Raw genomic sequence first — 19,582 nt, forward strand, 5'->3', positions numbered from 1 at the left:
TAATCTAACTATTTCTTCATTATATTTCACTTGTTTTAATTCGTCAATAATCTAAATATTAAAACCCAGGTTTCCCCGGGCTTTAATATTATGCACTTGGTGTGATTCTTTTAAGAATCTCCGCTATCTGTTTAGTAAACTCCGATAACGGTCTTCCTGCAGCTATTCCTTTCGCTATATTATCTATTCTTTTATAAAGGTCAGGGTCTGCAGTAACAGAAACATTCTTAACAGCTTTATCGGTTTCCCTAACCGTTTTCTCTACCTTTTTCTTTACCTCTGTCTCGTGTGCACCTTGAACATGAGCTTTCATATCTATTCCTACAAGTGCCGTACTCCCGGAAATCACAACTGTTGCTTTGTTTACTTCCGGTATCTTTGCAACATTTCTCGCAATTCTTTCTGCTCTTGCTGTTTCTGATACAGGTTTTCTCACAGGAGCCGGTGTCGTTTTTGGCGCCGGTGGTGTATACCTTGTAGGTGTCGGCTTTTTAGCCGGTTTGCATCCCGACAATACAGTAGTAATAATCATTGTAATAACAAATAACATCAATAAAATTTTTCTTGTTTTTTTCAATTTTAAAACACCTCCCACAAATATTTTGCACACATATATACAATTTATTAAATTTAGACTTGGATATTATTTCAAATTTTTTAAATTAGCCCATGCTTATTTAAAAAATTTGAACAAAAAGACAATTTCATATATAATTCTAAATGAAACTAATAGGAGGAATTGTAAATGGAAATAGGAATAGTAGGTCTACCTAATGTTGGAAAAAGTACACTTTTTAATGCAATTACTGAAGCAGGTGCTGAATGTGCAAATTATCCTTTTTGCACCATAGAGCCAAATGTCGGTATTGTACCGGTGCCTGATAACAGGTTGAATATTCTTGCGAAAATGGAAAACCCTCAAAAAATAATCCCTGCAACTATAAAATTTGTAGATATTGCCGGGCTTGTTAAAGGTGCAAGTAAAGGTGAAGGATTGGGAAATAAGTTCTTATCACATATAAGGGAAGTTGATGCAATAATGAATGTCGTAAGATGCTTTGAGGATGCCAATATTACCCATGTTGAAGGAAGCATAGACCCTGTTAGAGATATTGAAATTATTACCCTTGAACTTATATTATCAGATTTGGAAGTAATAGAAAAACGTATGGCTAAAACCTCAAAAATCGCTAAAAACGATAAAAATTTCGCTTTTGAATTGTGTGTTTTAGAAAAAATAAAAGAAACACTTGAGGCTGGTAAACCTGCAAGAACAATCAATTTCAATGAGGATGAAAGAATTTTTGTAAATCAACTTATGCTTTTAACCTCAAAACCTGTTATGTATGCCGCAAACATATCTGAAGATGACCTTATAGCCGGAGTAGAAAACAACTATGTTAAAAAAGTAAAAGAATATGCAAATAAAGAAAATTCTGAAGTTATTGTTATAAGTGCAAAAATCGAAGAAGAACTGTCAAATTTGTCTGACGATGAAAAAAATGAACTTCTTTCTGAATATGGTCTAAAGGAACCGGGACTTAACAATATAATAAGACATGGGTATTCTCTTCTTGGTCTTATTACTTTTTTTACCGCTGGTCCAAAAGAAGTTAGGGCATGGACAATTAAAAACGGTACAAAAGCACCGCAAGCGGCTGGTAAAATTCACTCTGATTTTGAAAAGGGATTTATACGTGCAGAAATAGTTTCTTTCAATGACCTTGTTAAAGTCGGGTCACAAGTTGCCGCAAAAGAAAAAGGTTTGATGCGGCTTGAAGGTAAAGATTATATAATGCAAGACGGAGATGTAGTAGTATTTAGATTTAACGTTTAATAAGCTGTCGATATCGACAGCTTATTTATATATCAATTATTTTATACTTTGAACATCTATACTAATATTATCAATATAGTTTTGATAATTGAAATTTCTTTCTATCTCTTCTATTTCTTCAAGAACAGGCTTTATTACAGGGTGTTTCGGAACAAATATTGTACAGCAGTCTTCATAAGGTCTTATTGAAATCTCATATGTCCCTATTTTTTTTGCCAGTCCCATTATTTCACTTTTGTCCATCCCAATTAAGGGTCTAAAAACAGGCATAGATGCAGCAGCATTTGTACAGTATATGCTTTCTATTGTCTGGCTTGCTACCTGTCCTAAGCTCTCACCTGTTACAAGAGCCATTGAACCGGTTTTTCTTGCTATGTTTTCTGCTATTCTCATCATCATCCTTCTCATAATGATTGTAGTCATTTTAGACGGGCATTTATCATAAATAGCAAGCTGAAATTCTGTAAAATTGACAATATTCAGGTCAATCTTCTGCCCATATTGTGATAAAACCCTGCATAATTCTATAACCTTGTTTTTCGCTCGTTCAGATGTATATGGATGACTATGAAAATATACCGCATTAACTTCAGCACCTCTTTTCATCATCATCCAAGCAGCTACCGGGCTGTCTATACCGCCTGATAATAGTACGGTTGCTTTCCCGTTAGTTCCTACCGGCATGCCTCCAATACCATCAATTACATCCGTATAAAGATATGCCATCTCACGTATCTCAATATTTAATAATACATCCGGATTATGTACATCAACATGTAGATTATCTACATTGCTTAAAATTTCCGCCCCCACCTTACAGCTTATCTCCATGCTTTCATACGGAAAAGTTTTATTGGGCCTTCTTGTTTCAACTTTAAAGCTCTTATCCTTATACTGCTTCATTATATTAATTGAAGCCTCATAAATATCTTCTATATTCAAATCAACTTTTTTTGCTAACGTTATTCCTACAATTCCAAAAACTCTTTTTAATTTTTCTATTACATAGTCTGTATTATCACTACATTCCACATATATCCTGCCGTGGGTTTTCTCTATTTTTACATCGTTAATTTCATTAAGGGCATTTTTTATATTTTTCATAAGTCTATTTTCAAAAAAAGACCTGTTATCTCCTTTTAGCGCTAACTCTCCGTATTTAATTAACAATATATCTTGCATATTTTACCTCCGCATATATTTTCTTAAAAAACTCACCTTTTCTTTTAAAACAGATACTGTATAATCAATTTCTTCTTCAGTATTAAAATATCCAAAAGAAAATCTTATGGCGCTTTCCGCAAGTTCACGTTTTAATCCTATGGATTTCAAAACATGACTTACACCATCCTTTCTATTGGAGCATGCCGAACCTGTAGAAACATATATCCCTTTTTCTTCAAGAGCATGTAAAAGAACTTCACTTTTCACACCTGGAAAAGATACATTTAAAATCTGTGGCGCACCATCATTTATTTCAGGCCCATTTAAATGGATATCCCTTATCTCAGCAGAAATCCCGTCATACAATCTTTTTTTCAGGATTCTAAGTCTTTCAGCATTTCCCTTAAATTCTTCTTTTGATAATTTGCAGGCAACGCCAAATCCTGCAATGCCGGGAAGATTTTCAGTCCCTGAACGTAGATTTCTCTCCTGACCACCACCCAAAATTATGGGTTTTATCCTGACCTTCTTTTTAATATATAGTGCTCCTATACCTTTAGGTCCATGTATTTTATGACCACTTAATGATAATAAATGTATATTATCATTTTTAACATTAATGTCAATTTTTCCTGCTGCTTGTACCCCATCAACATGAAATACAGCAAGTTCATATTGAGCCGTAAGTACAGCAATACTTTCAACAGGCTCAATAGTACCTATTTCATTATTTACACTCATAATGGATATAAGTATTGTTTTACTGCTTATTGCCTCTTTAAGTTCTTTTAAATCTATTTTACCGGCTTCATCAACATCCAGATATGTAACCACAAATCCTTCCTCTTCCAGTTGTTTTAATACATTTAAAACAGAAGGATGCTCTATCTTAGAAGAGATAATATGATTACCTCTTTTTTTCATAACTTCGGCAATTCCTCTCAATGCAAGATTGTTTGATTCAGTACCACCCGATGTAAATACTATTTCACTGTCCTCACAATTTATTAATTCAGCAACATTATGCCTTGCTTCATTAAGTATTTTTTCCGCTTCATATCCTTTTAAATGTATCGATGACGGATTCCCATAATTTATATCCATCACCTTTACCATTTTTTCAACAGCTTCACTTCTTACTCTTGTGGTAGCACTATTATCAAGATATACTTCCATTTACACACATCCTCATGATAATTTCAATCTTCTTTATAAACCTTCGCCATCATCTCTTTAAGTTTATCAGACTTTTGAACCGCTTTTCCTTTATTTATATTTATTGAAATATCAATGATATCCCCTTCAACAACATTGCTTGGAAGATAATCTACAGGTATGTTTATAGTTTTTTCTTCATCATTCAGCAAAATCACAGCAATATTATCTTCTATACTATCAATTATGCCATGTATCCTCATCAAAAACACCTCTTCTTTTTGTATTATATAACTAAGACAGATAAACTGCGTCTTGAACGTTCATATTAATGTTTGTTATTTCAAAAATTTAATCACGAAATCTATTACCCTTTGCATTTCTTCATATGTAATTTTCCCATCTTCTTTTGAAGAAAAACACTCCTGAGCATGTTCATTTATTATAAAAAGTCCAACCTTCTCCAGTGAAGACCTTACAGCTGCTATCTGCAGCAGAATATCTGGACATCCTTTTCTCTCCTCAACCATTTTTTCAATCCCAGCTATATGCCCTTTAATGGTTTTCAACCTTAGCAATACATCTTCCCTTATACCATCACTCATCATGATTCACCCTTCATCAAAATTTTAATCTTATTTAAGTTTTTGCAAAATAATATTTAATTCTTTTTCAAATAAATTTTTCCAATCATACATTTCCGCTGCCTTTAATCCGTTACTCCCTATACTCCTTAATTTATCCGGATTATTCAAAAGTATAATCAATTTTTCCAATAAATCAGTATAACTGTATGTTATTGTTATACCACATTTATTCTTTTTTATCAAATCCCCAAGTTCCCCCATATCTGTAGCAACAACAGGCAAACCTGCCGCCATATATTCAACTGCTTTTAAAGGAAAAGAATAGTTTATAAGTTCAGTAGGAAATAATGTGCATAATCCTATGTCAGCCATACTAAAATAATATGGCAAGTCATTGTATTCTACCTTCCCATGAAAATGTATATAATCATCAATCTTTAAATCTGCTACAAGTTTTTTTAATGCTGCTTCATAGTGTCCTTTACCAAGCACCCTTATATATACCTCTTTAAATTCTCTTCTCAAGGCGGGCAGTACTTTTATTGGTAGTTCCAAGCCTGACCAATGTTCAAGAGAACCGCTGAAAATAAGGCATAATCCCTCATGCTCTTTTTTCCTTTTTTGAAAAATATTAAATTTTACACCGTTGGGAATATAATATGGTGTAATACCTGTCTGTTCTTCTCTCAACTTTATCAAATATCGATTTACACTAAACGTTACATCTGCATTTTCAATACAGAATTTTTCCATATTCCTTGTCCTGTTATATATTTCTTCATATTGGAAAAAAGCCGGAAAATAATCTATATCTTCATATGCCAATAAATTTATTTTACCTGATTTCTTAAATTCTACAGCAACAATACCCATCCATGGTCCTTGTGCTATGCATATATCATAACTTTCCTTATTAATTTCCGTATAAGCTTTATATAGCGTCATAGGACTAAAAAGGTCATAAAATTTAACAGGAATACCTATATATTTAGTTTTCCCATCTTTCTTATTGAATACCCCAGATTCATTATAGCGGCAAAATAATACTGTCAAATCATACCTTTCTTTCAAAAAATCTATGATATGGTGACTTCTCTGAGGAAGTGAATTTAAAATATCTATAAAAGTCATAAATAATATTTCCATATTTATTTTTATTCCTTCCTATTTAAACTCAAAGTACAAAAATTAATAAAAGCATCAGCTTGGTAATATGTAAAAGCCAGCTATTTGCTGGCTTTTTATCAATATGGTGAATATGGTGCTTTTTGTGGGGGTATAAATGGTGGAAATGGTTTCTTCATAAATTCATCACAAACATTTGTTGGAAATTCTTCGCATGCAGGTGAAAATCTACTATGAGTAGTAATTTTCAGGACTGGAAAATTTATAACGTATCTTAACTTTATTATCATCAAATATTTCTATAAAGTCAATAAGATTTTCAACCATTTGCCTGTTTAAATCCTGCATATCAACTATTGCTTTAATTTTTTCGTATACCTGTTGTATAAGAATCATTTTCCTATCCTTTGAATTTATATCTTTTTCAATCTCATTTAATTTATTTTGATAAGTGTTCATTTCATTTTGAATCTCGTTGGAAAGTATTTTAAACTGCTCTTCATTTAATAGCCCTTTAATTTTGTCATAATACATCTGTTTAAAAGTATTTTGCAAATTGAAAAGTTTTTTCTTGTATTCCTTATATATATTTTCCTGCTCTATACATTTTTCCTCAACCGAATCCTCTGCAATTCTCATCAATTCCTGATAATCAAGCATTCCTTTTACTATACCTCTGAGGTCCGCTAAAATAATTTGCTCTAACTTTTTTTCAGGAATAGAATGCATTGTACAAGCTTTTGAACCATATTTCCTGAAGACACCGCAGATAAGTTTCCAACATGGCTCACTTCTATATTTATCATAAAAATACCCCATATATGAACCACAATCACCGCATCTGGCTTTACCCGAAAACAAATGTGTAACATGCCCCGGTCTGAATTTCATTTTTGACCTTTCCCGTATTATCTCCTGTGCCTGCCAAAAAATATCTTTATCTATTATTGGCTCATGCATATCAGTTTTTTTAATCCATTCTTCTTCCGGAACTTCCTTAGTTTTTTTAACCTTGTATGATACTTTTTTTCTTTTATGCTGAACTATTGTTCCAATATATACTTCATTAGTCAATATCCGGTGAACAGCATTGCTGTTCCACATTTTAACCTTCTGATTCGAATTGTTATAATTCTCTTTTGATTCTGATGGTGTAGGATAACCTTCTTCCGATAATATTTTAGCAATCTTTTGTTTCCCAAAACCATCCAAATATAATGAAAAAATTCTCTTTACTGCCTGAGTTGTAATATCATTAGAAGGTATTAATCTGTTTTTATTATTCGGGTCTTTTTTATACCCATAAGGTACTAATGCTCCTACATATAAGCCGTCTTTCATTTTGCTGTAAAGATTAAATCTGATTTTTTTCGATATGTCTTTAGCATACATATCATTAACAACATTTCTAAAAGGTATACTGTCATCATCACCTTTTAACGTATCTATGCCGTCATTTAAAGCAATATATCTTATGCTAAACTCGGGGAATACTTTCTCTAAATATCTTCCTGTTTCTATATAATCACGTCCAAGTCTGGACAAGTCCTTTGTTATAATACAATTTATAAAGCCATTTTCAACATCATCAATCATTCTTTTAAAATCATCCCGTTCAAAGGTAGTTCCGCTTACACCATCATCAATATAAACACCAAAAAGACTCCAATCATTTTCTAAAACAAATTTAGTCAATTCGTTTTTCTGTGCCTGTATACTTTCACTATATCCATGGTTTAAATCTTCCTTTGACAGCCTGCAGTATACCGCACAATTCCAAATTTTTTCCGGTACGTTATCCTTAAACATTTGAAACCTCCTTCATGGATAACCACCATAATTTATTTTTCATAAATTTATTGTTTGTTTTATAATAAGTTTTATTAAATACTCCAGTTTTTTGCCTTTATCATCAAACTCATGTAAAACAAGTATTTTGTCTACAACCTTTTCTGATTTATCTTTTCTTTCATCCATAAAAGCACCTCCCTTATAATCCGTTCGTAATAAATATATGTATACATAGATTGTACACTTGCAAAATAAAAAAGAGATCCTATATAATCTCTAAATTAAATTTTTTTCCTAATTAAATTTTGATTTTTATAATATTTATAATCATTATTTGAATAGTAACAAAAACAACTTTTTAATTTAAAATTAAAATAAATATATTAGTTCGGATTAATTTCCAAGTAACTCTAACAATTTTTGCCGCTTGTCCGGCTCTTTTGATAATTCAGGACAGTTTATCAAATCTGTTTCTCCAAGAGCTAATTTTGCAGCAAAAGCAATACAGGTTGCAAAACCGCATTTTCCGCAATTAGTTTTAGGTAAATATTTTATTATATCAATTGCCTTAGGTTGTTTCCATTCTTTATAACTTGGTATTATCTCTTCTTTATGAAAAATAATATCATTAATATAGTTAATACACTCGTCAGAAACCTTATCCGCAGTATCCTTATCTAAAAAAGCACGTACTGAAATAGTATTTTGATGAACCGCAACATCCCATGTACCATCCTGATACTTATGCGGAAATCCATGAAACTTAAATTTAATCCAATTAAGTTCAGGGATATATTTCGCTTTTTCAGCTACAGCATTGATATATGGAAGTAATTCGGAAAGATCGAAATCAATGATTATCGTTTCCACTAAAAGGTCGCTACCGGCTATACATGGTACATAATTTATCTTTCTTTTAAAATGTTCGATTAATGGTAATTCATGCATTATTTTATTCCTCCTAATACCTGGGTTAATTATATATTTTTTATTAACTCCCTTATGTAAAGCAAAATAATATATTTCTTTTTTTATAAAACATGATAATATATAACTTTCACTCATTAATAAAAGCAATAAATTTTTAAGGTCAAAATTAATCTACTCATAGTATATTCTGACTCGCAATTCCACGCAAAGGTCCTCAGACAATCTCCTGCACTTTTCCACATCTATTGAGGGAAGGTCTACCACAGACAATACCACGCGAGGAATATGGTTCTTACATTTCCTCGCAAACTCCAGTATGGAATAATATGCCTCTTTCCCATAGTCCGAATGGCATAACTCCTGATACTTCTCGGCATTTTCTGCATTAAGGCTTATGGAAATAACATCCACCAGACCTTTAAACTGCGGAGTTATATCCTCACCATAAATGAGATTAGCCTGACCATTGGTGTTTATTCGAATTAGTACATTGGGATAATTCTTTTTCAAATATCTTGACACATCCAAAACAGTCTGAAGGCACATTAGAGGCTCGCCATATCCGCAAAAAACTACCTCATTATAACCAGAGGGATCACCGATGGCTTCTATGATTTCCTTTAATGAAGGCTCCTTTTCCAGACGAAGGTCATAACCTCCCACTCCTATTTCCCTTTGCCTTATACAAAACTCACATCTATTCGTGCACCTGTTTGTAATATTAAGGTATAGAGAATTTCCCAACTTATATGCAATCATTTTTTTCAACTCCTATTTCATCTTAAGTATTTAAGTACATTCATTTGTAAACCGTACGCAATTTCGTCCGGAAGACTTTGCCTTGTACATCATATTGTCAGCACGCATAACCAAGGTATCAATCGTATCGCCCTCACAATAACTCGTAACACCAAAGCTGGCAGTCACATGTCCCACCTTAGGAATGATCATGCGGCTTAAGCGTTTTCTAAGTTCCTCTGCCAAATATGCTCCCTTATCCACAGGCGTATTAGGCAAAAGTATTAGAAATTCTTCTCCCCCCCAGCGAGCAATACAATCTGTTTTACGTATCCTCTGCTTAATCATATTTACTAAACTTTTCAAAACTAAATCACCGGCAGCATGACCAAACCGATCATTTACATTCTTAAAATGGTCCAAATCCACCATAATTATGGAAAAAATCAACCCTGTCCGCTTCGCATATTCTATTTCTCTTTCCAGCATCTGCGTAAAATAACGACGGTTATAAGCATTTGTTAAAGAATCCGTTAAAGCTAATTTGCGTACGTTAATCCATTCCACAATTAACATTATTTCTGTTATAGCAAATATCAAAAATAGAAAACTGGGAAAACCTATTCTTAAAATCAGCCTTTTTTTCACAATATCAAAAGAAGACAAGGGTATTCCGGTATAAACCATACCAATAATTTCCCCTTCATTATCTTTGATAGGCTTATATGCCGTAATATATTTCTCACCAACTATATTAGCTATCCCAAAATAATTTTTACCCTGTTTTAAAACTGTTTCTGCAACCTGAGGATCAGCCTTTGTACCAATGACCCGTTCACCTTTGTTATTTTTAATAGATGTGGAAATTCTTGTATCTCCTTGAAAAATTGTGGTTGTGTTGCCGGAAATCGATGTAAAGCAATCAACCACATCGTAATTACCATTTAACTGAATATTGCCTTTGTAAAGTTTTCCATTTTTAATATTCCATGCCCCGGGATACTTTTGTTCAAGCAATGTTTGAAATAAATCAATATCGTACTTTACCCTATCTGTAGCAGACATTATAACTTCATCATAAGCAGATATTACAACAAAAGAAACAGCAAATGACACAAGAATAGCTATTATAATAATCATCGCAATTCTACTGCGTAATTTAGAAGCATTAATTTTTTCACAAATATAAGAAAACATTCTGTATCCAATCTTAGCCCAAAAGTTTAATACGGCTTAGACCAGATATTCACCCCCTACTCTATAATTTTAAATCTATTATAAAACCTCATTTTTTTCTTTTTTACAGCAGCTTTCAATAAAAGCATTTACCACCGCCGGGTCAAACTGCGTTCCTGCATTCCTTTTAATTTCAGCTATCGCTTCCTCTCTGCTCATTGCTTTCCTATACACCCTGTCATTTGTCATAGCATCAAAACTGTCAGGAACAGCCAAAATACGAGATAACAGCGGGATTTCTTCTCCTTTCAGCCCTCGTGGATAACCCTTGCCATCCCAACGTTCATGATGGTACAGGATATATTCAGCAATAGAAGCCAACCCCGGTATAACTTGTACAATACGATATCCAACCTTTGAATGTTTTTTCATCTCCACCCACTCTTCCTCTGTCAAAGGACCGGGTTTTAGCAAAATACTTTCTTTGACGGCCACTTTCCCGATATCGTGAAGTACCGATAGTATCTCCAGTTCGTCCAATTGTTGGGAGTTCAAGCCCATACCTTCTCCTATTTTTCTGCATATTTCTTTCAACCGTTCTGCATGTTCTTCTGTTTCCATGCTTTTTTCAAGAATAGCAGCTCCCAGAGATAAAATAACAGCATTTCTATAGCTTTTATTCTGCAAAAACTTACTAAGCAACATTCGCTCTTCAGCTGATTCTATTATGTCCCAGATATTTTCTTCAGCTTTATTTTTTATGGCATAACCAAAAGAAAGACTTATCCGAAGAGACTCATCACCGTTTAAAACACACTCCTTATTAATACTATTAATCCTTTCTTCTGTTGCTTTTTCATCAGTCAACGGCTGGAAGATAATAAATTCATCCTCCCCCCAGCGAGCGATAATATCCTCACGTCGGCAGTTTTTCTTTAATATCTCCGCAACTTTTTTCAAAGTAATATCCCCTGTTTCATTGCCATAAGAATTATTAATCAGCTTCAATCCATTGATATCACTTATAATAACCGATAAAGGAAGGTGACTTGGTATATCTATATGTCTTATCTCTTCTTCTATATATCTGCGGTTGTAAAGCCCTGTAAGCTTGTCGTGATATAAAGAAAAAATAAGTTTTTCTTCCATTCCTTTATGCATAACATATCCTGCAACAATAAAGATACCCAATTGAAAGCAGCTGATATCAGTTTCAGTCCATTCCCTGTTATCCAGACAACTGCCCAAACCGACAAAGCTACTGTATTCTCCCACTCTAAATAAAGGCAAAACCAATTTAATATAGATTCCCTGCTCCTTTAAAATTTTCTTTAGATTTATATATAAAGAGGCTTCAAGATTCTCAAAGTTCATTGTTCCTCCATTTACAAACCTTTCAATCCACCAGTTCAATCCCTCTCTGTATTCCGCAAGAAATTTTTCCTTTTGATTTACTTCATCTAATGTCATAAACTCAAAAATCTTGTTTATTGTGCCTTTTTCCTGAGCAATTTCAAAAAAGTACATTTGTTCCACTTTGAGTCTTTTCTTCACCATACTTAGGACTTTGAAAACATAATTTAAAGAATCCTTTTCTTCAATCGCCATAAAACAAGCATCGCTTATAATTTGATTATATGCCAATGATATTTGTAATTCCTTCTCAACCTTTTTTAGAATTTCAAGTTCTGTGGACAGTTCGTTAATCTTACTCTCTTGCGCTTTTATAATCTCAATTAACTGTTTTTCTTGGGTATTTCCATGTAAAGGTTTTTTATTCATTTGCTTTTTAACCTCACTTTTAAAAAAATTCTCCCTACATATCAAGCAAACTCTTATTATATAAATTAGTTCTTCTGACACGCCCTACCCAATATATATTTCTACATAATTATTTAAAAACCTTCTTTTTCATAAAAAATAATATAAAAACTTATCTCATTGTATTTTTTTCATGGAACACATGCAGGTGGTACAGGGCAGAAGCCGTATGATGGTACCAAAAGCTGTACATCTAAAGCTGATTTTATTATAATCCATACACCTAAAATTACTTCTACAGTATCTGTTACACCTATATTTACCTTTCCAAATAAGCATTCGGCAGTTGCTTCATATTTGATAGTAGCTGCTGAAGGTTCTGGAACATAAAGCACAATATCCTTGCTAAATGTTGTTATATTTCCTGGTAGTACCTGTGTACTTCCATCAGGATACGATATAACTATATCATACATTACTTGAAATGTTGCTTGAAGCCTTGCAAAGCCTGGCCTATCCTGCAATGGTGTGATTATAAAACCCGGAGTTGTCACAAGTGATACGGATATATTCTTGCAACCCCCAAATGAAGGATTTAAACCCGTTGGTACAAAAGTAATAGGCGGTATATTGTCAAGGCACAACCTTTGCGAACATGCATCATATACTTTTACAACTTCTATACAGGTTATTTCAGTAGGTTCCGGCAACTGCCCAGGTTCAACAGGACCTGGAGCAACTTCTTGTTGTCCAATTAATTTTTTTTCAAATGCCATTTTATTTCCTCCTTGCTTTTCATTGAATATAAAATTTTGTTTTTCTAATTACAATATACGTAATTCTCTAATATTTGTTACAACAACTGAATATATTTAATTGAAAGGAGGACTTTTGCAGATAAGATTTTAAAATTAAAGGATAATCTTTTTTGAAAAATATTTAAATCGCCCCGATAACTTTATATCCTGAATATTCTTTTTCCACCTTGAATATCCCTTTATAAGGAATACTTGTTCTTTGAACAATTGTTTTAACAACCTCAGCATATTCAAGCTTAAATTTTAATGAATGACTGCAACTATTCATAATAGATTTTGGTGTTGAAATAAATTCTACAGAAATATTATTTTGTTTTAAAAGTTTTTCACATAAAATTGCATGTTGATATGAATAAAATACAATTATTGCATATATCATATTTATTCCCCCTCTTATTTTATATATTCAAAAATAACCATCTTCGTAATAAGAGGAGGAAAATTATTTTGATTACTTGTTTTGCATAAATGTCATATATGCCTTATATGCCATATAAATATCCAATTTTGACGATAATTCATACGGTGAGTGCATGCTTAAAAGTGCTACACCGCAGTCTATAACTTCCATGCCATAATTTGCAGCAAATTGTGCTACTGTACCGCCTCCGCCAATATCAACCTTACCAAGTTCTCCTGTTTGCCATATAATACTATTATTGTTAAAAAGTTTCCTTATTTTTCCTACAAATTCGGCATTTGCATCATTCGAACCGCTCTTGCCGCGAGCACCGGTATATTTTGTAAGGCATATACCATTGCCAATATATGCAGTATTAAGTTTCTCACTGACATCCGGATATGAAGGGTCAAATGCTGAATTTACGTCTGCTGATAGAAGTTCTGCATTGTTCATTGTTCTTCTAAGCTTTATATCTGTTGTACCCTCATGTTTTTCAAGTATTTCAGCAATCGCATTTTCAAAAAATCTTGATTGAAGTCCTGTATTTCCCATGCTTCCTATCTCTTCTTTGTCTGCAAAAATAGCAACAGCAGTTTTCTCCGGATTTTCTACATCAAGTATTCCCCTTAATGCTGTATACGCACATACCCTGTCATCCTGCCCGTATGCTCCCACCATACTTCTATCAAATCCAATATCCCTTGGTTTATAAGCAGGTACAAGTTCTAATTCTGAACTTAAAAAATCCTCCTCCACAATGCCGTATTTTTCATTTAACAGCTTAAGCAGATTAGGTTTAACCGTTATTTCATCAGAAAGGGGAATATTTCCTATTACAGCATTTAGAGCTTCTCCAGATATAGCCTCACTCATTTTCTTTTCCATTTGGTCTTTTGCTAGATGTGGAAGCAAATCAGTTATGTAAAATACAGGATCTGACTCATCCTCACCAAGTTTGAAACTTATCTTCTCACAATCGCCTTTAATAATCACACCATGCAATGCCAAAGGTATTGTAACCCATTGATATTTTTTAATACCTCCATAATAATGGGTCTTAAGCAAACAAATACCGCCTTCTTCATACATTGGATTTGGCTTTAAATCTATCCGAGGTGAATCTATATGTGCAGCAACTGCTTTAAAACCATACTGCAATGATTGTTTCCCAACAACAGCCATAACAACTGATTTTCCTTTATTATTATAATAAACCTTAGTACCCGGCTTCAAATTTGAAGCTGTTTCGATATTTATAAATCCATTTTCTTCGGCAAGCTTTATTATTTTCTCAGCAACTTCCCTTTCGGTTTTGCACTCTGTCATAAATAACTTATAATCTTCCGCAAGCTTAAAAACTTTTTCTCTTTCCTCATCCTTTAATCTTGTCCAACCGTTTGTATTCTTATAACCAAAACGCTTCTCGATTAATTTTAATTCATCGTTTTCCATCTTGAAATTTTACCCCCCATCCATATTTCATATATTATACTATAAAATATTCTTTGTTAAAAATCAAATTTTATGTACATGACTAATAGGTATTTCTATTTTTTATTAAATATATTGCTGCTTGTGTTCGGTCTTTAACATCCAACTTTTTAAAAATATTATACACATGATTTTTTACTGTTTTTTCACTTAAATATAAATTTTCTGCTATATCTTTATTAGTGTATCCTTTAGCAATAAGTGAAAGTATCTCAAATTCCCTTTTTGTCAAATCTTTCTTAAAATCATTCCTATCGAAATTTTTTACTACATTATGCAGAGATGGCTGTATATATATACCACCATTTTTTACAATCCTGATGGCTTTTATAAGTTCATCGCTATCTGCATCTTTCAACACATAACCTTCAACACCTATTTTAAATGCCTCTATTAAATATTCTCTATCATCGTAAATGGTTAAAAATATTATTTTTGTATTACTATTTTCTTCTTTCAGTATTTTTGCAGCTTTAATTCCATTAGACCCGGGCATGTTAATATCCATCAGAATTATATCAGGCATAAGTTCTCGTGCAATTTTATATGCTTCTTCACCATTTGATACTTCAGCAACTACCTTCATATCTTTTTCCATCTCAATTAATTTCTTTAATCCCTGTCTTATCAATGCATGGTCATCTGCAATCAAAATATTTATCATCTTTTTTAATACCTCCGTCTATAGGTATTGATACATATATTTGAGTTCCATTATTAATAGAACTATGCACCTCAAATTGTCCACTTAATATTTGAACTCTTTCCCTCATCCCCAATAATCCAAAACCCTGCTCTCCAGATGAACTATCAAAACCTACACCGTCATCATCAATTATAATACTTATATAACACTCCCCATACTCAAGCTTGACTAAAGCGTTTTTTGCTTTAGAATGTCTGTATATATTTGTTAATGCCTCTTGTATAATCCTAAAACAGGTAATTTCAATTTCGGAACGTAGTTTCTTGTATTCAGACAAAACCTTTAATTCCACATTGATTTTTGTTTCATTATTAAAGTTATTAATATATCTTGAAACAGCAGGTAAAAGTCCAATGTCGTCAATAGATGAAGGCCTTAAATCATATATAATCTTTCTTACTTCTTTTAGAGAATCTTGAACAACATTTTTTAAATTTCTCATCTCTAACTTTGATTCTTCTATATCTATATTTATGAGCTTATTACATAATTCCGCTTTTAGAAGAACATTTGCCATTGTCTGTGCAGGTCCGTCATGAATTTCTCTTGCTATTCGTTTTCTTTCTTCCTCCTGCGCCTCAATAATTCTCATACACATCATTTGCCTGTCTTTTAATTCCTCAAACTGTGTATGCATTTCCTTAAAATCACCTGTCAGGTATTTCAATACTACACCGATTTGTTTGGAAAGCTTCTCCGCCTTTTCAACTATTGTCTTATAATCAAGCAATTTCCTTTCCAGCTTATTTCTTCTGTTAATTAAATCTTTTTCTTCCTGCCTTTTTAAAATAAGCTGTATCTGCATATCTTTTGCTTCATCGTAAGCCTCTTTAACCTTTGTTTCAAACATGTTTCCAAATTGTTTGCTTACATAAACCAATTTAAGCCTGCTCTGTTTCTCTTTTCTTTCGAGATTCTCAACTTCTTTCATTACATTTAAAACCCGAACCTTTAACTCATTGATTTCATTTTCAAGGTCTAAGTATTCCTCTCTGGTTTTGTCAAGGATTTCATTTATTTGTGTTTTGCTGTCATCAATTGCTTCAACTGTTTTTTCTACTATATTACCAAGTTTCTCCCCATATTTAAAATTCATTTTTTTAATGCTCCTTTTATTTTTTTAACAAATATATACTTGAAAAAATAAGATAATTAATATATTCAACAAAAAATGAGAAAATCCTTCAAAAAAAATAAACCAGACAAAAAAAACCCTGGTCGGGTAATATGGTGGGCTTAGATGGACTCGAACCATCGACCTCACGCTTATCAGGCGTGCGCTCTAACCGCCTGAGCTATAAGCCCATGGTGGAGATGAGGAGATTCGAACTCCTGACCCCCTGCTTGCAAGGCAGGTGCTCTCCCAACTGAGCTACACCCCCATCTAAGACAATTTTTATTATACCATATTATAATAAAATGTCAAACACTAATTTCCTTCGATGTTGATATTTGAACTCTGACTATTTGGAACCGGAACAGTATATTTGTTGCCATTTACATCAACATAACTACCCGGTACATCTCCAACTATAATACTATCTGTTACAGGCATATGTGTAATAACTTCAACTTTGTCTGAGGCAAGAGGTGCAATTATTTGAATATATGTTTTAATATGAAGATATATAATATGACGGGTCTGGTTTATACCGGCTGGTTGAAATTCCGAATTAAAATCAACTGTTACAGCACCAATTGGAAGTAATCCAACTTTTATCCTCGGTCCGATATTTGCAAATATATCAGAAGATATCAAGGTACCAAGCGGTATCTTAACATATACAGAACCAAGATTATTAAGATTGTCTTGAACTTCCTGTGTTATTTTTGTTGCAAGCATGTTCATCTCAATTGTATTTGCCTGAAGCATTGATATCTTACCATTTTTATCCGTTCTAACATTGATTAAATCCTGATATTTTATCCCCTTTAAAACTTTTTCATTAATGGATCTGTCTATGGTTCTAACTGCAACATCCTTCGCCACAGTATCACTTACTGCAATTACAGTTGGTTTAAATTTATATACAATAAAAGAATAAATTGCTATAAAAATTAAAAACATTATAACTATGTTTATATAAAATTTAATATCCCTTCTATGCCCCCATTTTTTCCTTTTCAATTTAAAAAACACCTCCCCTATATTTTATGTTAGAAAAGGTGTTTTGGTTACTTATTTTAATAGAATTTTTGCAAATTTTCTTTTGCCTGCCTGTAATATATATCCATTTTTTATCATTACATTCAAGGTGGGATTGTTTATCCTTTCGTCATTTAATTTGACAGCCCCCTGTTCAACAAGCCGTTTTGCTTCGCTGTTAGTAGGTGCTAAATCAGTTAGGGACAGCAACTTTACAATCCATATGCCTTCTTCATTCAATTCCTTTGAATCAATAACTACCTCTTTTATATCTTGAGGTAATTCTCTTTTTTGAAATATTTTTTTAAAATTTTCTTCCGCTTTTAATGCAGCTTCATCTCCATGATACAGCTTAACAATTTCCCGTGCAAGCATCATTTTCACATCCCTTGGATGCATACTGCCATTTTTAAGCCCTTCTCTTATCTTATCTATTTGATCTGGTGACAAATCAGTTGTTAACTCATAATACCTTAGCATTAATTCGTCAGGAATTGACATTGTTTTCCCGTATATCTCATCCGGACTTTCATTTATACCAATATAATTGCCAAGGCTCTTGGACATCTTTTTGACACCATCAAGTCCTTCTAATATAGGCATAAAGATTGCCACCTGACTTTCCTGCCCATATTCCCTTTGAAGCATCCTTCCCATCAAAATATTAAACTTCTGATCCGTCCCACCAAACTCAATATCTGCATTTAATGCAACCGAATCATACCCTTGCATAAGCGGATAAAAAAATTCATGAATAGATATGGGTAAATTTTCAATAAAACGCTTATGAAAATCATCTCTTTCCAACATTCTGGCAACTGTGTATTTTGATGAAAGCTTTATTATATCTTCAAAATTCATTTTCGATAACCATTCACTATTAAATCTTATTTCAGTTTTGCCGGGGTCTAATATCTTAAACACCTGCTTCTCATATGTCTTTGCGTTTTCTTTTACTTCTTCCTTTGTAAGCTGCTTGCGGGTCGCCGATTTTCCTGTGGGATCACCTATCATTCCGGTAAAATCCCCTATAACCAAAACCACCTGATGCCCCATATCTTGAAACTGCTTAAGCTTCCTCAATACAACTGTATGCCCTAAATGTATATCAGGTGCAGTAGGATCAAGCCCTAATTTTATCCTTAATGGTTTCTTTTTATTCTTAGATTGCTCAAGCTTTTTTTTAAGTTCTTCCTCTGTAATTATCTCGGCAACACCTTTTTTTATCATCTTCATTTCTTCTTCAAAACCCATTAAAAAACCTCCCATAAACCGTCCTATCAAATGCTGTTTTCATTTTATCACATAAAACCCGGACTTTCAATATTACTGATCCGTCTTACAAATTCCATTTCATCTATAACCTCAATCCCATTTTCTTTTAAAAGCTTTGCGGTAATACCATATCCATCTGTCAAAACCCCCGTAAATGTACCATCGTAAATTTTCCCCGATCCGCATGAGGGGCTTTTAGATTTTAAAATTGCGGTTCTTATTTTCATCAGCTTTGCAATTTTCAGGGTTTCCTGTGCCCCTTTTTCAAATTGACATGTAACATCTTCTCTATTTACATTGATTACCCTGTCTCCCTTTATTTCAGATGCTAATCTGGGGGTAGGAAGCCCCCCCAGTTGTTCAGGACATACAAGCACCGCCTTTCCCTTTTCGACCAAATTTATTATTTCTTCTACAATATTATTCCCTCCATTGTATTTGCAGTTAATTCCTGCAAGGCAAGCACTTATAAGATACAT

General features: G+C 33.1%; 21 protein-coding genes and 2 tRNA genes. 1 reads left to right on the forward strand and 22 read right to left on the reverse strand.

The genetic code is table 11. The features are described 5' to 3' along the window. Positions 1–88: 88 nt before the first annotated feature. A complete protein-coding gene (locus AC0LWJ_RS05815; protein WP_474238561.1) occupies positions 89–577 on the reverse strand; it encodes a YhcN/YlaJ family sporulation lipoprotein in 489 nt (162 codons plus the stop codon). Between the two features lie 168 nt (positions 578–745). Here AC0LWJ_RS05815 and ychF point away from each other — a divergent pair, with 168 nt between their 5' ends. Then, entirely contained in the window at positions 746–1,837 is a 1,092-nt protein-coding gene (gene ychF / locus AC0LWJ_RS05820) for a redox-regulated ATPase YchF (RefSeq protein WP_474238564.1), read from the forward strand. A gap of 36 nt (positions 1,838–1,873) precedes the next feature. On the opposite strand, the gene thiI is transcribed toward ychF, so the two are convergent. The 21 genes from thiI to AC0LWJ_RS05925 all read right to left on the reverse strand — a co-directional run bounded on the left by thiI (position 1,874) and on the right by AC0LWJ_RS05925 (position 19,582). Next, a complete protein-coding gene (thiI, locus tag AC0LWJ_RS05825; protein ID WP_474238566.1) occupies positions 1,874–3,019 on the reverse strand; it encodes a tRNA uracil 4-sulfurtransferase ThiI in 1,146 nt (381 codons plus the stop codon). 3 nt (positions 3,020–3,022) lie between these two features. Next, the gene (locus tag AC0LWJ_RS05830; RefSeq protein ID WP_474238568.1) at positions 3,023–4,177 is read right to left on the reverse strand and encodes a cysteine desulfurase family protein; all 1,155 of its coding nucleotides are present in this window, start codon (positions 4,175–4,177) and stop codon (positions 3,023–3,025) included. A 23-nt stretch (positions 4,178–4,200) separates the two neighbouring features. Next, positions 4,201–4,419 (reverse strand): DUF3006 domain-containing protein, encoded by a 219-nt coding sequence (locus AC0LWJ_RS05835; protein WP_474238570.1) that lies wholly within the window; start codon positions 4,417–4,419, stop codon positions 4,201–4,203. A 75-nt stretch (positions 4,420–4,494) separates the two neighbouring features. Beyond that, positions 4,495–4,761: a metal-sensitive transcriptional regulator gene (locus AC0LWJ_RS05840; protein WP_474238683.1), complete on the reverse strand. Its 267-nt coding sequence runs from the start codon at positions 4,759–4,761 to the stop codon at positions 4,495–4,497. A gap of 30 nt (positions 4,762–4,791) precedes the next feature. Continuing rightward, positions 4,792–5,889 (reverse strand): glycosyltransferase family 4 protein, encoded by a 1,098-nt coding sequence (locus AC0LWJ_RS05845; protein WP_474238573.1) that lies wholly within the window; start codon positions 5,887–5,889, stop codon positions 4,792–4,794. Positions 5,890–6,099: 210 nt separating this feature from the next. Beyond that, the gene (locus AC0LWJ_RS05850; protein ID WP_474238576.1) at positions 6,100–7,677 is read right to left on the reverse strand and encodes a recombinase family protein; all 1,578 of its coding nucleotides are present in this window, start codon (positions 7,675–7,677) and stop codon (positions 6,100–6,102) included. Positions 7,678–7,716: 39 nt separating this feature from the next. Next, positions 7,717–7,845 (reverse strand): hypothetical protein, encoded by a 129-nt coding sequence (locus AC0LWJ_RS05855; RefSeq protein ID WP_474238578.1) that lies wholly within the window; start codon positions 7,843–7,845, stop codon positions 7,717–7,719. A gap of 207 nt (positions 7,846–8,052) precedes the next feature. Then, positions 8,053–8,607, reverse strand: a complete 555-nt coding sequence (locus tag AC0LWJ_RS05860) for a (Fe-S)-binding protein (RefSeq protein WP_474238580.1) — start codon at positions 8,605–8,607, stop codon at positions 8,053–8,055. A 153-nt stretch (positions 8,608–8,760) separates the two neighbouring features. Further along, positions 8,761–9,348, reverse strand: a complete 588-nt coding sequence (locus tag AC0LWJ_RS05865) for a TatD family nuclease-associated radical SAM protein (RefSeq protein WP_474238583.1) — start codon at positions 9,346–9,348, stop codon at positions 8,761–8,763. A gap of 30 nt (positions 9,349–9,378) precedes the next feature. Then, complete coding sequence (locus tag AC0LWJ_RS05870) at positions 9,379–10,467, reverse strand: sensor domain-containing diguanylate cyclase (protein ID WP_474238586.1); 1,089 nt, start codon at positions 10,465–10,467, stop codon at positions 9,379–9,381. Between the two features lie 135 nt (positions 10,468–10,602). Then, a complete protein-coding gene (locus tag AC0LWJ_RS05875) occupies positions 10,603–12,285 on the reverse strand; it encodes an HD-GYP domain-containing protein (protein WP_474238588.1) in 1,683 nt (560 codons plus the stop codon). A 170-nt stretch (positions 12,286–12,455) separates the two neighbouring features. Then, positions 12,456–13,040: a hypothetical protein gene (locus AC0LWJ_RS05880; protein WP_474238590.1), complete on the reverse strand. Its 585-nt coding sequence runs from the start codon at positions 13,038–13,040 to the stop codon at positions 12,456–12,458. Positions 13,041–13,203: 163 nt separating this feature from the next. Then, positions 13,204–13,461 (reverse strand): putative Se/S carrier protein, encoded by a 258-nt coding sequence (locus AC0LWJ_RS05885; protein WP_474238592.1) that lies wholly within the window; start codon positions 13,459–13,461, stop codon positions 13,204–13,206. Between the two features lie 72 nt (positions 13,462–13,533). Continuing rightward, entirely contained in the window at positions 13,534–14,937 is a 1,404-nt protein-coding gene (locus AC0LWJ_RS05890) for an aminopeptidase (RefSeq protein ID WP_474238594.1), read from the reverse strand. Between the two features lie 82 nt (positions 14,938–15,019). Next, positions 15,020–15,640, reverse strand: a complete 621-nt coding sequence (locus tag AC0LWJ_RS05895) for a response regulator (protein WP_474238596.1) — start codon at positions 15,638–15,640, stop codon at positions 15,020–15,022. After that, positions 15,615–16,778, reverse strand: a complete 1,164-nt coding sequence (locus AC0LWJ_RS05900) for a sensor histidine kinase (protein WP_474238597.1) — start codon at positions 16,776–16,778, stop codon at positions 15,615–15,617. Before AC0LWJ_RS05900 ends, AC0LWJ_RS05895 begins: the two co-directional genes overlap by 26 nt. Before the next feature lie 132 nt (positions 16,779–16,910). Then, a tRNA-Ile gene (locus tag AC0LWJ_RS05905) sits at positions 16,911–16,987 on the reverse strand. 1 nt (position 16,988) lies between these two features. Continuing rightward, positions 16,989–17,064 (reverse strand) — tRNA-Ala (locus AC0LWJ_RS05910). A 47-nt stretch (positions 17,065–17,111) separates the two neighbouring features. After that, positions 17,112–17,810, reverse strand: a complete 699-nt coding sequence (gene yunB, locus AC0LWJ_RS05915; RefSeq protein WP_474238599.1) for a sporulation protein YunB — start codon at positions 17,808–17,810, stop codon at positions 17,112–17,114. A 51-nt stretch (positions 17,811–17,861) separates the two neighbouring features. After that, positions 17,862–19,082: a tyrosine--tRNA ligase gene (tyrS, locus tag AC0LWJ_RS05920; RefSeq protein ID WP_474238602.1), complete on the reverse strand. Its 1,221-nt coding sequence runs from the start codon at positions 19,080–19,082 to the stop codon at positions 17,862–17,864. 47 nt (positions 19,083–19,129) lie between these two features. Further along, positions 19,130–19,582: a 2-thiouracil desulfurase family protein gene (locus AC0LWJ_RS05925; protein WP_474238604.1), complete on the reverse strand. Its 453-nt coding sequence runs from the start codon at positions 19,580–19,582 to the stop codon at positions 19,130–19,132.

Source organism: Aceticella sp. 75b-Ac, assembly GCF_056032965.2.

What these genes read in the sequence shown, in the direction of transcription:
- ychF (WP_474238564.1), top strand. Translation starts at nt 746, where the DNA reads ATGGAAATAGGAATAGTAGGTCTACCTAATGTTGGAAAAAGTACACTT.
- thiI (WP_474238566.1), bottom strand. Translation starts at nt 3,019, where the DNA reads ATGCAAGATATATTGTTAATTAAATACGGAGAGTTAGCGCTAAAAGGA.
- AC0LWJ_RS05830 (WP_474238568.1), bottom strand. Translation starts at nt 4,177, where the DNA reads ATGGAAGTATATCTTGATAATAGTGCTACCACAAGAGTAAGAAGTGAA.
- AC0LWJ_RS05835 (WP_474238570.1), bottom strand. Translation starts at nt 4,419, where the DNA reads ATGAGGATACATGGCATAATTGATAGTATAGAAGATAATATTGCTGTG.
- AC0LWJ_RS05840 (WP_474238683.1), bottom strand. Translation starts at nt 4,761, where the DNA reads ATGAGTGATGGTATAAGGGAAGATGTATTGCTAAGGTTGAAAACCATT.
- AC0LWJ_RS05845 (WP_474238573.1), bottom strand. Translation starts at nt 5,889, where the DNA reads ATGGAAATATTATTTATGACTTTTATAGATATTTTAAATTCACTTCCT.
- AC0LWJ_RS05850 (WP_474238576.1), bottom strand. Translation starts at nt 7,677, where the DNA reads ATGTTTAAGGATAACGTACCGGAAAAAATTTGGAATTGTGCGGTATAC.
- AC0LWJ_RS05855 (WP_474238578.1), bottom strand. Translation starts at nt 7,845, where the DNA reads ATGGATGAAAGAAAAGATAAATCAGAAAAGGTTGTAGACAAAATACTT.
- AC0LWJ_RS05860 (WP_474238580.1), bottom strand. Translation starts at nt 8,607, where the DNA reads ATGCATGAATTACCATTAATCGAACATTTTAAAAGAAAGATAAATTAT.
- AC0LWJ_RS05865 (WP_474238583.1), bottom strand. Translation starts at nt 9,348, where the DNA reads ATGATTGCATATAAGTTGGGAAATTCTCTATACCTTAATATTACAAAC.
- AC0LWJ_RS05870 (WP_474238586.1), bottom strand. Translation starts at nt 10,467, where the DNA reads ATGATTATTATAATAGCTATTCTTGTGTCATTTGCTGTTTCTTTTGTT.
- AC0LWJ_RS05875 (WP_474238588.1), bottom strand. Translation starts at nt 12,285, where the DNA reads ATGAATAAAAAACCTTTACATGGAAATACCCAAGAAAAACAGTTAATT.
- AC0LWJ_RS05880 (WP_474238590.1), bottom strand. Translation starts at nt 13,040, where the DNA reads ATGGCATTTGAAAAAAAATTAATTGGACAACAAGAAGTTGCTCCAGGT.
- AC0LWJ_RS05885 (WP_474238592.1), bottom strand. Translation starts at nt 13,461, where the DNA reads ATGATATATGCAATAATTGTATTTTATTCATATCAACATGCAATTTTA.
- AC0LWJ_RS05890 (WP_474238594.1), bottom strand. Translation starts at nt 14,937, where the DNA reads ATGGAAAACGATGAATTAAAATTAATCGAGAAGCGTTTTGGTTATAAG.
- AC0LWJ_RS05895 (WP_474238596.1), bottom strand. Translation starts at nt 15,640, where the DNA reads ATGATAAATATTTTGATTGCAGATGACCATGCATTGATAAGACAGGGA.
- AC0LWJ_RS05900 (WP_474238597.1), bottom strand. Translation starts at nt 16,778, where the DNA reads ATGAATTTTAAATATGGGGAGAAACTTGGTAATATAGTAGAAAAAACA.
- tyrS (WP_474238602.1), bottom strand. Translation starts at nt 19,082, where the DNA reads ATGGGTTTTGAAGAAGAAATGAAGATGATAAAAAAAGGTGTTGCCGAG.
- AC0LWJ_RS05925 (WP_474238604.1), bottom strand. Translation starts at nt 19,582, where the DNA reads ATGTATCTTATAAGTGCTTGCCTTGCAGGAATTAACTGCAAATACAAT.